The sequence below is a fragment of the Amycolatopsis sp. NPDC114504 genome, from assembly GCF_055633595.1.
On record NZ_JBVKDU010000008.1, the window covers coordinates 1 to 10,494 of the forward strand.

The following is a 10,494-nucleotide window of genomic DNA, read 5'->3' on the forward strand; positions in this document are numbered from 1 at the left end:
CGCGGCCCCGGCCAACGGCGCCCAGCCGGCCGGCACGCCTGGTCGACAACGCCCGCTAAGCGCTCGCTTCCACCTGAAAGCGCCGCCCCCCCCCGACCCCGCGCGGTCACGTCGCCCAGCTCGCCGGGAGGAACTCCTCAGGCTCGGGGTCCGGCCGCGGCCGGATCGCCGGCCCGCCCACCGCACCAGGCTCGCTCGCCGGCCGAGCCCCGATCCGCGGCCCCTCCGGCAGCAAGCCACCCAGCAGCTCTCGTCCCTGCCGCAGCGCGTCCGCCCCCGCCTCCGAAGCCAGCCGCAGGATCACCCCGGCCAGCTCCCGCGGCGACCGGTTCAGCGCCCACCGGTCGAACCGCAGGTCCACGAGCGCCCCGTGCAGGTCGACCGCCACCGCGACCCCGTCGCCCTCCGCGGCGGCCCGGATCGCCGCCAGCCGCGTCCCGTACCCCGGATCCGGCAGCGAAAAAGCGTCGTCGGCCAGCTCCGAAGCCGTCCTGAAAGGATTCACTGGGCCCGCCAGCTGTCCGGTGTGGTCGCTTCCGCGACCTCACCCGCCTCCGGCAGGCCGAGCCCGTCCACGTCGTGCCACAGCGACGCCGTCGCCCGCGCCGAGGCGGCCGCGGACAGCACCAGGATCCGGCGCGCCAGCTCGGCCGGCTCCAGCCTCAGCGCCGACGCCTCGAGCGTCAGCTCCTGCAGCGCCCCGCCCGGCGCGACCTCGACGGCGACCGTGCGGTCGGCGGCTTTTCCGGTGATCACGGGTGGACCCCTCCGTAGAACGTCGACGCCGAGAGCGTGTGCGTGTTCCGGCGGACGGCGTCCCCGGAGTTGCCCTCGATCATCGTGACCTGGTTGCCTTCGACCTTCTCGACGATGCCGATGTGCGTGCTCGTCGACGTGCTCTGCGGGCCCGTGCCGAAGATCAGCACGTCACCCGGTTTCGCCTCGTGCAGCGAGTGCTTGCCGTACGCGTGCCCGTTGCGCTCGCCCCAGTGGAAGACGTCGCCGCTGAAGGGCAGCACCGGGATCTTCACGCCCGCCTTGCGCCACATCGCCGTCGCGAACGACGAACACCACGCCGCGGTCGGCCCGTACGGGTTCCGGTTGCTGCCTGGCGGGTTCTCCCGGACGCCGAGCTGCGTGCGCGCGGCGTGGACGATGTCCTTGCCCCGCCCCGAAGCTTTGCTCGGGTGAGTCGCCTTCGCCTGGTGCGCGGTCTTGTCCACGACACCGTCGTGCGTCAGGTCCTTCTGCAATGCGTGCAGCTTCTTCGCCGCCGCCTTGAGTTCCGCGTCGACGTGCCGCAGCGTCGACGCCGACTGCCGCGTGTACTGCGGTGCCAGGTCGGCGGCGTGCCCGACCGCGCGCATCAGCGCGGCCTGCGTCCCGGCCGCGACACCGGCGTCGAGAACTTGCTTCGCTTTCGCGGTGTACTCGTCGACCAGCCGTTGCACAGCCGTGTGTCCGGAGTCCACTGTGGACGCCACGTGCGCCACGACCTTCTCCGCCGCCGCCCCTGCCGCGCCAGTGATGCGAAGCTCCTTCGTCAGCTTCGCGCTGGCGTGGCGGAAACCGTCGGCGCCGTGGCCGTGCCAGTGGTCGAGCACGGTGGTGCTTTCCTTGTGGTAGGCGTCGTGCTGGGCGTCCAGCGCGCCGGCCACCTGGTGCAGGGCGTATTCCGCGCGGACGGCGTCCTCGGCCTTCCCGGCGAGCTTGTTGCGGTGCGCGACGAGGTCCTTCGCGAAGGACTGCGCGAGCGCGGTGGTGTCCATGTCAGTGCTTTCCGTTCAACGCGGCGACGGTCGCCGTCTCGTGGTCGCGGTAGGTCCTGGCGGCCTTCTGCGCAGCCGTCGCCAGCCCGTCGGCGTGAGTGCCGACGCCCTTGACCTGCTTCTGCAGGGCCAGCCCGAACCCGGTGAGCGCGCCGGCGAACCCCGACTCCTCGCCGATCTTGCCGAAGCTCTCGCGGCCGATCTCCCGGACGTCGCGCAGCTGCCCGGTCGCGGTGCCCAGCGCGTCGGCGACGTGCCGGGTCCGGCTCACGTAGGAGTGCAGCACGGCGTCGTCCACCCGCAGCGGGCTGCCGCTCGGGGTGCCGGTCCCGGCGGGCTTCCCGTGGTGCTTGGTGACGTCCTGGGCGGCCTTGCGCGCGGCCGTGAGGTAGTGTTTGTACGCGCCGTTCGTGTACGTCGACCAGGGCGTGAAGTCGTGACCGTCGCCCGAGATGCTGTTCGCGACGCGGGCGTTGGTGTCCGGGTCGAACAGCTGGTCGTCGGACTTCAGGTGGTACTGCCGGCGCCGCTCCGGGCCGAGCGCGCCCAGCATGTTGACCTGCCAGAGGCCGTAGGAGTCGTCCGGTGGCGTGGCGTTGTGCGCGGTCGTCCGGCCGCCGGACTCGGCCAGCGCGACGGCGACCGCGGTGGTCAGGCCCTGGCCGCGGAACCCGGCGTCGTAGGCGTGCCGGGCGATCTGCTCGGCGCTCAGCTTCGTCATGGTTCGACCTTGACCGTCCGGGTACTCCCGGCGGTAGCCGCGCTGCACGCAGGGACAACCCGGGTGCACACGCGGCTCAACCTTCGGGGCCGCTCACCCGTACTGATCCCCGGGAGGCCTTCGGCGAGGGGATGAACGGATGCGCGGTACCAGGGTGCTGACCCTGCTGGGGTTGACGCTGGTCACGGCGTCGTGCGCGGCACCGCGCACGACGACGCCGAGCCCGATCGCCGAGCCGGCGCCACTGGTCCGGACGTCCACTTCGGCCCCGCCGACCACCACGACCCCGCGGCCCGCGCCGCCGTGCGCGGTGACCACCGGCGCGTGCGTCAGCCTCGCGCAGCACCTGGCCTGGCTGCTGCGCGACGGCAAGGTCGTGCGCGGCCCGGTCCCGGCCGGCTTCGGCCCGCCGGATCAGGCGACGCCGGCCGGCTCGTTCCGCGTCGCCTGGAAGGACCGCGAGCACACCAGCAGCGTGTACGGCACGGACATGCCCAACTCGGTGTTCTTCGCCGCCGGCGGCATCGCCTTCCACGCCGGGCCACTCGACGCGCCGTCGCACGGCTGCGTCCACCTCACCGACGCCGATTCGGCGGCGTTCTTCGACGGCCTGAACGTCGGGGACGCGGTGCAGGTCCTGTAACGTCCGTTCCTTGTTGGACACTTCGACTGTCGTCTCCCGCCTGCGCGCCGCGGGCTGCGTGTTCGCCGAGGACGAGGCGGACCTGCTGATCGCCGCCGCGACGACGCCCGCGGAGCTCGGCTCCCTCGTCGAACGCCGGGTCGCCGGGCTGCCGCTGGAGCACCTGCTCGGCTGGGCGGAGTTCCACGGCCTGCGGATCACCGTGCGGCCGGGCGTGTTCGTGCCGCGCCACCGCACCGAGTTCCTGGTCGACGTCGCCGTCTCGCTCGCGCCGCCCGGCCCCGTGGTGCTGGATCTGTGCTGCGGCTCGGGTGCGCTGGGCGCCGCGTTCACCGCCGCGCTGCGCCCGCGTGAGCTGCACGCGGCCGACGTCGAGCCCGCGGCCGTCTCCTGTGCCCGGGTGAACCTTCCGGGCGCCCACGTCCATGAAGGCGACCTCTACGACGCACTGCCGTCGTCGCTTCGCGGCCGGGTCGACGTCCTCATGGCGAACGTCCCGTACGTCCCTTCGGACGCCCTCGCAACGATGCCGCCCGAAGCCCGGCTGCACGAACCCCGCGTCGCGCTCGACGGCGGCGCGGACGGCCTCGACCTCGCCCGCCGCGTCGCCGCGGGCGCGTCGCGGTGGCTCGCGCCGGGGGGCACCCTGCTGACGGAAACGAGTGAACGCCAGGCGCCGGTACTGGGCGCGATCTTCACCGCCGCCGGGTTGACACCACGCGTGCACGAATCCGAGGAATTGGGCGCCACCGTCGTCACCGGGACCGCCCCGACGTCGTGATTTGCCCGATGGGGCAACGACTTCCGTTCACTCCTTCGTCGGAGTGACCACCCCGATCGGGCTGCGCTAGCGTGGCAGCTCTTGTCGATTTCCCGGCAGAATTGGGGAGCAATGCCGAATCGAAGACGGGTCTTCTGCGCCCTCGTCACCCTTTTCACGCTGTTCACGGTCATCCCGGCCACCGCATACGCCGCGCCGGACCGCTCAGTCGGCGTCTTCCGCGAAGTCCCCGCGGGCGTCCCGCTCACGAAGTCCCTCGACCTGCGGAAACTGCCCGCGGCGATGCCCCAGGCGCAGCAGCTCCAGGTGTCCGCGCTCGACCAGAACGTCCCGACGCCGGTGACGTTCGACGAGTGCCACAAGGACATCCGCGCCGGGTACTGGACGAAGAACCGGTTCGCCAGCTGCACCATCACCGACATGGCCTACCAGCGCTACGCCTGTCCCGAAGCGGGCTGCGCGGTCACCGGCACGGTGTGGGCGCGCGTGATCTCGACCAGCAACCTGTTGCCGGCGCAGCGAAAGCTCGAAGTCGCGACGCGGATGGCCGGCTGGTCGCTGTCCGGTGTGATCACCGACGCGATGAAGTTCGGCATCTCGATGAGCTGCGGCCCGCGCTACACGACCGGCACCGCGCACTGCGACGAGCCGTCCGCGCAGGTCGTCAAGAGCATCGCCGACTGGCGCGCGCAGTCCGACGAGACGCACGTCTTCACCATGGAGGGCACCGACCTGCCGGTGGCGACCGATTCGCCCGCGGTGCAGGCGGAGCAGCGCACCTGGTACGTCGGCGAGCGGCACCTCGTCGCCGAGGACACCGGCGACCGCACGACGCTCGTCACCGGCGCCCACAGCGCCTACCTGCGCTGCGACCTCGCGCGGCTGCTGAACCCGGCCTACGCGGCGGGCAGCGACTGCGCGTTCGGGTTCCAGCCGCTGTACATCCTCGACAACTCGGCGACATCCGGCTTCCCGGCGTCGGCCGCGCTGGTCCGGGCCGCCCTCGTGAACTTCCCGAGCACTTACCCCGGCACGTCCCAGGGCCACCTGGCGCCGGGCAACCCCGGCTACCAGGGCGGCAGCGCGGGCCGGTCGTACCCGATCACCCGGCTGTTCTACGACACCGCGCGGCAGGCCGTCCACCGCTCGACCGCGGAGCTGGCCTGCACGCAGCACTGGGGCCCGGGCTACGCGACCCGGCCGGACGGGCAGGCCAACGCCTGCGCGGTCTACCCGTTCGACACCACCTACGACGGCGCGACGCTGCCCGCCCCCGGCGTCGACCGGGGTGCGTCGTACGCCGTCCAGCCGGTGCTCGACAGCGACTACCAGGCACTTCTGGCGAGCATCGGGCAGTTCGTGGTGAACAACCACATCCTCGACGGGGACGGGTACTGGGTTTACCCGTACGCGTGACAAACTCGATCTCACGTTGCGGCGTCGGCGGACGTCTACAGGGTGTGATCGTGAAACCGTTCGAGCAAGTCGCGGCCGAGCACGGGCCGATGGTCCTCCGGGTCTGCCGGGCCGTGCTCGGCCCTGCCGACGCCGAAGACGCCTGGTCGGAGACCTTCCTGGCCGCCCTCAAGGCGTATCCCGAGCTACCCCCGGATGCGAACGTCCAGGCGTGGCTCGTCACGATCGCGCACCGCAAGGCCATCGACGTCACCCGCGCCCAGGCACGCCACCCGCTGCCGGTCGGCGAGATCCCGGACGGCCCCGGCCGCGCCGACACACTGGACGGCGACCTGTGGGACGCGCTCGCGAAGCTGCCGGACAAGCAGCGCGCCGCCGTCGCCTACCACTACCTGGCCGGGCTGCCCTACCGCGAAATCGCGGAGATCACCGGAGGCAGCACGGACGCCGCCCGCCGCGCGGCCGCCGACGGCGTCAAGACCCTGCGGGCCATCTACCCCTTGGAAGGAGCGCACTCATGATCGACATCATCCCGTCGTTCCCGGTGGAGGTCGAGATCCTGCCGCACCGCCTCCACGAGCGGCTGAGCGCCGCCGCGGAGCACGAGGGCCTGCTGGACGTCGCCTACCGCACCCTCGACACCCCGATCGGCTCGCTGCTCCTGGCGGCGACCGAGCGAGGTCTCGTGAAGGTGGCCTTCGACCGCCAGGACCACGAGGCGGTGCTGGCCGAGCTGGCGTCGGCCATCAGCCCGCGGATCCTCCGGGCACCGGCCCGCCTGGACGCGGTGGTCCGCCAGCTGGACGAGTACTTCACGGCCGGACGGCGAGCGTTCGACGTCCCGCTGGACTTCCGCCTGGCCCGCGGGTTCCGCCTGTCGGTGCTGGAGCACCTGCCGGAGATCGAGTACGGCCACACGGAGAGCTACTCGCAGGTCGCGACGGCCGCGGGAAGCCCGAAGGCGGTCCGCGCGGTGGGCACGGCGTGCGCGCTCAACCCGCTGCCGGTGGTGGTGCCGTGTCACCGGGTAGTCCGCTCGGACGGCTCGTACGGCCAGTACGCGGGCGGCGAGGAAGCCAAGCGGGTCCTGCTGACGATGGAAGCGGCTTAGCTTCCGGCTCCGGCTCCGGCTCCGGGTTCCCGGGCCGGGCCGGGCTGGGCTTCTGGTCGGTTCCGGCTCCGGCTTCCGGTCGGCGCCAGGGCCGGGCCCAGTCTCCGGCCGGGGCCGGGCTCCCGGTCTCCGGCTCCGGCCGGGCCGGGCCTCGCCTCCCGACCGCGCCCCGGCGTGCGGTCGGGGCTTTCGGTCGGGGCTTTCGGTCGGGGCTTTCGGTCGGCGCCGAGGCCGGGGCCGGCTTCCCTGCTCCCAGCTTCCGGTTAAGGCCGGGCCGGGCTGGCCTTCCAGCCGCGTCCCAGCGTGCGGTCGGGGCCGGGCCCCGGCTTCCGGTCGAGGCCGGCTCCGGCTTCCGGACCGGCCGGGTCGGGACTTCGGTCGGCGGCAGGATGCGGGCCCAGCCTCCGGTCGCGGCCGAGACCGGGGTTCCGGCCGCGCCCGATCCGGGTCTCGGCCTGCGGCCAGGGCCGCGGCTTCCGTTCGGGCCGACTCCCGGCTCCCGGCTCCCGGCTCCCGGCTCCCGGCCAGCCGAGCAGGGCGAGCTGGGCAACTCCAACCCTGCCGGCCGCGGCATCCTCATCTGCAGCCAAGCCGGCCGTCGGCACCCACCACCGTCGCTACCGACCCGCCCGGAAACTTCCAGCCCGGCCGATCTCACGTTTCGGCCCGCCCGAGCGTCTTCCGGGTATGAGCACTTTCGAAAAGCGCGTCGCCGCGGCCGACTGGAGTGCGGTGACCGCCGAAGTCGACAACTACGGCTGTGCGCTCTTGCCGCAGCTGCTCACCCCGGCGGAGTGCGCGGAGCTCGTCGCGCTGTGGGACCGGCCGGAGCACTTCCGCGCGACGGTCAACCTGCGCCGCTACCGCTTCGGCGACAACGGCGACTACCACTACTTCGCCGCGCCGTTCCCGGAGCCGGTGGAGCGGCTGCGGCAGGCGCTCTATTCCCGTCTGCTGCCGATCGCCCGGGACTGGTACGCCCGGCTCGGCCGCGATCCCGAATGGCCGTCCACTTTGGACGAATGGCTGAAAGTCTGCCACGACGCCGGCCAGCAACGGCCGACGCCGATCCTGCTGCGCTACGAAACGGGCGGCTGGAACGCGCTGCACCGCGACCTCTACGGAGACAAGGTGTTCCCTTTGCAAGTCGTGATCAACCTCAACGACCCGGGTACTGACCACACCGGCGGCGAGTTCCTCCTGGTCGAGCAGCGACCACGGGCGCAGTCGCGCGGCACCGCGACGCTCATCCCCCAGGGCCACGGCCTGGTGTTCACCACCCGCGATCGCCCGGTCCGTTCGGCGCGCGGCTGGTCGGCGGCCCCGGTGCGCCACGGCGTCTCGGCCGTGCGGTCGGGCCGGCGGCACACCCTGGGCCTGGTCTTCCACGACGCGACATGACTTCCGAAGAGCTGGCCGCGATCGTGCGGCTGATGGGCCCGGCCCGGCACGCGGTCCTCGGGACCGCGGCGGACCCGGCCTCCCGGGCCGACGGGGAGCGGATCGCGGCGGCGTGGGGCGGCCTGGTGCTGGCGACGGTGACGTGGCCGGAGACGGCGGCGTCCTGGCTGCGCCAGGCCCGGCGGTTCGCGGCGCCGGACCCGGACGTCTGGGTCGTGGCCGCCACTCCGGCGGGCTGGACCGGCATGACACAACGGCTGCTGACGTCGACGCGGTGGAGTCCCCACCGGACGGTCGTCACGGCGGCCTTGACGGACTTCCGCCTGCCCGGCGTTCGCGGCGCCCGAGCGGACGGCACCACTTGGGAGGACCGATGAACCACGCGATCATCGACTCGCCGATCGGCGAGCTCACCCTGGTCGGCGACGGCGACGTCGTGACCGGCCTGTACTTCCCGCACCACTGGACCCGCCCGGACCGCACCACGTTCGGCCCGCGCGACGACTCGGCGTTCGCCTCGGCCGCGGAGCAGCTCAAGGAGTACTTCGCGGGCCAGCGCAAGGAGTTCGACGCACCCACGCGGGCCGACGGCGACGACTTCCAGCGCGCCGTGTGGGCCGAGATCGCCCGGATCCCGTACGGCTCGACGGCGACGTACGGCGACCTGGCGAAGGCGGCCGGCGGGCTGCCGCACGAGGTCGGGGCGGCGGTCGGGCAGAACCCGCTGAGCATCCTGGTGGCGTGCCACCGGGTCGTCGGCAAGAACGGGAAGCTGACGGGCTACGCGGGCGGGCTGAAGCGCAAGCAGTTCCTGCTGGAGCTGGAACGCCCGCCGGCGACGGAGCGGGCCCAGCTCTGGTAGCTCACAGGTGGCTCAGGAGCATCGTGGCGCCGAGCCCGGTCATGGTCACGGCGATCACGACGTCCAGCACGCGCCACGCCACCGGTCGCGCGAACACGCCGGCTAGCTTCTTGGCCCCGAAGCCAAGCGCGCTGAACCACACGGCGCTGGCGATTCCGGCACCGAGCCCGAAGAGCCAGCGCCCGTCCCCGTGGGCGACGGCGACCGAGCCGAGCAGCAGGACGGTGTCGAGGTAGACGTGCGGGTTCAGCCAGGTGAAGGCGACGCAGGCGAGCCCGGCCTTCCGCAGCGGCGTCCGGTCGTCGCCCACGGTCATGACCGAGCGCCGGAACGCACGCCGCGCGGCGAGCGCGCCGTAGCCCAGCAGGAAGAGCCCGCCCCCGACGGCGATCACCCCGATGGCCATCGGCCACTGCTCGATCACGGCCCCGATCCCGCTGACGCCCAGCCCGATCAACACGAGGTCCGAGACCGCGCAGATGATGACGAGCGGGGTCACGGCACCGCCCCGCAACCCTTGCTGCAGAAGGAACGCGTTCTGTGAGCCGATGGCCACGATGAGGGACAGGCCGGTCCCGAACCCGGCGAGGAGCAGTGGAAGCACCCGTCCACGGTACGACCGTCCTGCGGGATTACTCCAGCTAAAGATTTTAACGTAACATTAGCGCTCGTGATGTCCGATCTCCCGCTCGACCAGGTCAGAACCCTCCTGGCCGTAGTGGACGAGCAAAGCTTCGACGCGGCGGCGGCGGTCCTCCACGTGACCCCGTCGGCGGTCAGCCAGCGCATCAAGGCCTTGGAGCAGAGCACCGGCCGGGTCCTCCTGCTGCGCACGAAGCCGATCTCGCTGACCGCATCGGGCCAGGTGCTGGTCCGGTTCGCCCGCTCGCTGGCTCAGCTGGAGCAGGACGCCCTGGCCGAGCTGGGCCTGGACTCGTCGACGCGCACGCTCTCGATCGCGGTGAACGCGGACTCGCTGGCGACCTGGTTCCTCCCGTCCCTGGCCCGCCTCCCGGCGTCCCTCTCGATCGCGTTCGACCTCCGCCGAGAGGACCAGGACCACACGGCGACCCTCCTCCGCGACGGCCTGGTCATGGCGGCGGTAACGGCTTCCCCGCAACCGGTCCAGGGCTGCACGTCGACCCCCTTGGGCCGCATGCGCTACCGGGCGATGGCCGCACCGGCGTTCATCGAGCGCTGGCTGTCGTCGGGCACGCTGTCCACGACCCTGCCCGCGGCCCCGGTGATCATGTTCGACCGCAAGGACGACCTCCAGGACCGCTTCCTCCGCGGCCTCACCCGCCGCCGGAACTTCACCCTGGTCCGCCACCACATCCCGGCATCGGAGTCGTTCGTGGACGCGGTGGCGGCCGGCCTCGGCTGGGGCATGGTCCCGGAGATCCAGGCAGCCCCCCGCGGCGACGCCCTGGTCGACCTGGCCCCCGATCGTCCCTTGGACGTCCCGCTGCACTGGCAGCAGTGGAAGCTGGACTCGCCGGCACTGGCCGCCGTGGCCGACGCGGTGGCGAACGGCGCGAAGACCGCACTCCGCTAAGCAGCAAAACGCTTCACAAGGCCAGCGCGCACACGCAGACGTGGGAAATCTCCCGCGCGGAGGCGGGTCACTCGAGCTGCGGGTCAGCGGCGAATTTCAGTGAGGGTTATAGATCAATTCGGTGCTGGTGGTGTGGGGGGGGGTAGGGGTGTGTGCGGGACTCGGGCAAAAGGGGGGGGGTTTTGTTGGGTGGTGGGGGGGTTTTTGCGGCCGTCTCCCGCGCCCTTTTTCCCTT

General features: G+C 72.3%; 14 protein-coding genes. 9 read left to right on the forward strand and 5 right to left on the reverse strand.

Annotated elements, in window-relative coordinates; translation table 11 throughout:
• Nucleotides 1-106: 106 nt before the first annotated feature.
• The 4 genes from ACZ7PG_RS51050 to ACZ7PG_RS51065 are packed head-to-tail and all read right to left on the reverse strand — an operon-like array spanning nt 107 to nt 2,490.
• Nucleotides 107-505: a hypothetical protein gene (locus ACZ7PG_RS51050; protein WP_470246506.1), complete on the reverse strand. Its 399-nt coding sequence runs from the start codon at nt 503-505 to the stop codon at nt 107-109.
• The gene (locus ACZ7PG_RS51055) at nt 502-756 is read right to left on the reverse strand and encodes a YbaB/EbfC family DNA-binding protein (protein WP_470246507.1); all 255 of its coding nucleotides are present in this window, start codon (nt 754-756) and stop codon (nt 502-504) included. The genes ACZ7PG_RS51050 and ACZ7PG_RS51055 overlap by 4 nt, the downstream gene beginning before the upstream one ends.
• Nucleotides 753-1,769: a CHAP domain-containing protein gene (locus tag ACZ7PG_RS51060; protein WP_470246508.1), complete on the reverse strand. Its 1,017-nt coding sequence runs from the start codon at nt 1,767-1,769 to the stop codon at nt 753-755. The genes ACZ7PG_RS51055 and ACZ7PG_RS51060 overlap by 4 nt, the downstream gene beginning before the upstream one ends.
• 1 nt (nt 1,770) lies before the next feature.
• Nucleotides 1,771-2,490, reverse strand: a complete 720-nt coding sequence (locus ACZ7PG_RS51065; RefSeq protein WP_470246509.1) for a transglycosylase SLT domain-containing protein — start codon at nt 2,488-2,490, stop codon at nt 1,771-1,773.
• A gap of 139 nt (nt 2,491-2,629) precedes the next feature.
• Between ACZ7PG_RS51065 and ACZ7PG_RS51070 the strand changes: the two genes are divergently transcribed.
• The 8 genes from ACZ7PG_RS51070 to ACZ7PG_RS51105 all read left to right on the forward strand — a co-directional run bounded on the left by ACZ7PG_RS51070 (nt 2,630) and on the right by ACZ7PG_RS51105 (nt 8,704).
• Nucleotides 2,630-3,133 (forward strand): L,D-transpeptidase, encoded by a 504-nt coding sequence (locus ACZ7PG_RS51070; protein WP_470246510.1) that lies wholly within the window; start codon nt 2,630-2,632, stop codon nt 3,131-3,133.
• A gap of 13 nt (nt 3,134-3,146) precedes the next feature.
• On the forward strand, nt 3,147-3,914 hold the full coding sequence (locus tag ACZ7PG_RS51075) for a putative protein N(5)-glutamine methyltransferase (RefSeq protein ID WP_470246511.1): 768 nt from the start codon (nt 3,147-3,149) through the stop codon (nt 3,912-3,914).
• Between the two features lie 111 nt (nt 3,915-4,025).
• On the forward strand, nt 4,026-5,330 hold the full coding sequence (locus ACZ7PG_RS51080; protein WP_470246512.1) for a hypothetical protein: 1,305 nt from the start codon (nt 4,026-4,028) through the stop codon (nt 5,328-5,330).
• Between the two features lie 44 nt (nt 5,331-5,374).
• On the forward strand, nt 5,375-5,851 hold the full coding sequence (locus tag ACZ7PG_RS51085; RefSeq protein ID WP_470246513.1) for an RNA polymerase sigma factor: 477 nt from the start codon (nt 5,375-5,377) through the stop codon (nt 5,849-5,851).
• Nucleotides 5,848-6,441, forward strand: a complete 594-nt coding sequence (locus tag ACZ7PG_RS51090; protein ID WP_470246514.1) for a methylated-DNA--[protein]-cysteine S-methyltransferase — start codon at nt 5,848-5,850, stop codon at nt 6,439-6,441. Before ACZ7PG_RS51085 ends, ACZ7PG_RS51090 begins: the two co-directional genes overlap by 4 nt.
• A gap of 687 nt (nt 6,442-7,128) precedes the next feature.
• Entirely contained in the window at nt 7,129-7,842 is a 714-nt protein-coding gene (locus tag ACZ7PG_RS51095) for a 2OG-Fe(II) oxygenase (RefSeq protein WP_470246515.1), read from the forward strand.
• Entirely contained in the window at nt 7,839-8,219 is a 381-nt protein-coding gene (locus ACZ7PG_RS51100) for a hypothetical protein (protein ID WP_470246516.1), read from the forward strand. Before ACZ7PG_RS51095 ends, ACZ7PG_RS51100 begins: the two co-directional genes overlap by 4 nt.
• The gene (locus ACZ7PG_RS51105) at nt 8,216-8,704 is read left to right on the forward strand and encodes a methylated-DNA--[protein]-cysteine S-methyltransferase (protein ID WP_470246517.1); all 489 of its coding nucleotides are present in this window, start codon (nt 8,216-8,218) and stop codon (nt 8,702-8,704) included. Before ACZ7PG_RS51100 ends, ACZ7PG_RS51105 begins: the two co-directional genes overlap by 4 nt.
• Before the next feature lies 1 nt (nt 8,705).
• On the opposite strand, the gene ACZ7PG_RS51110 is transcribed toward ACZ7PG_RS51105, so the two are convergent.
• Nucleotides 8,706-9,308: a LysE/ArgO family amino acid transporter gene (locus ACZ7PG_RS51110; RefSeq protein WP_470246518.1), complete on the reverse strand. Its 603-nt coding sequence runs from the start codon at nt 9,306-9,308 to the stop codon at nt 8,706-8,708.
• Between the two features lie 69 nt (nt 9,309-9,377).
• Here ACZ7PG_RS51110 and ACZ7PG_RS51115 point away from each other — a divergent pair, with 69 nt between their 5' ends.
• Entirely contained in the window at nt 9,378-10,259 is an 882-nt protein-coding gene (locus ACZ7PG_RS51115; protein ID WP_470246519.1) for a LysR family transcriptional regulator ArgP, read from the forward strand.
• Nucleotides 10,260-10,494: the final 235 nt, after the last annotated feature.

Excerpts from the sequence above, each read along its gene's own strand:
- ACZ7PG_RS51080 (WP_470246512.1), top strand. The coding sequence starts at position 4,026 with ATGCCGAATCGAAGACGGGTCTTCTGCGCCCTCGTCACCCTTTTCACG.
- ACZ7PG_RS51065 (WP_470246509.1), bottom strand. The coding sequence starts at position 2,490 with ATGACGAAGCTGAGCGCCGAGCAGATCGCCCGGCACGCCTACGACGCC.
- ACZ7PG_RS51100 (WP_470246516.1), top strand. The coding sequence starts at position 7,839 with ATGACTTCCGAAGAGCTGGCCGCGATCGTGCGGCTGATGGGCCCGGCC.
- ACZ7PG_RS51070 (WP_470246510.1), top strand. The coding sequence starts at position 2,630 with ATGCGCGGTACCAGGGTGCTGACCCTGCTGGGGTTGACGCTGGTCACG.
- ACZ7PG_RS51105 (WP_470246517.1), top strand. The coding sequence starts at position 8,216 with ATGAACCACGCGATCATCGACTCGCCGATCGGCGAGCTCACCCTGGTC.
- ACZ7PG_RS51060 (WP_470246508.1), bottom strand. The coding sequence starts at position 1,769 with ATGGACACCACCGCGCTCGCGCAGTCCTTCGCGAAGGACCTCGTCGCG.
- ACZ7PG_RS51095 (WP_470246515.1), top strand. The coding sequence starts at position 7,129 with ATGAGCACTTTCGAAAAGCGCGTCGCCGCGGCCGACTGGAGTGCGGTG.
- ACZ7PG_RS51115 (WP_470246519.1), top strand. The coding sequence starts at position 9,378 with ATGTCCGATCTCCCGCTCGACCAGGTCAGAACCCTCCTGGCCGTAGTG.
- ACZ7PG_RS51090 (WP_470246514.1), top strand. The coding sequence starts at position 5,848 with ATGATCGACATCATCCCGTCGTTCCCGGTGGAGGTCGAGATCCTGCCG.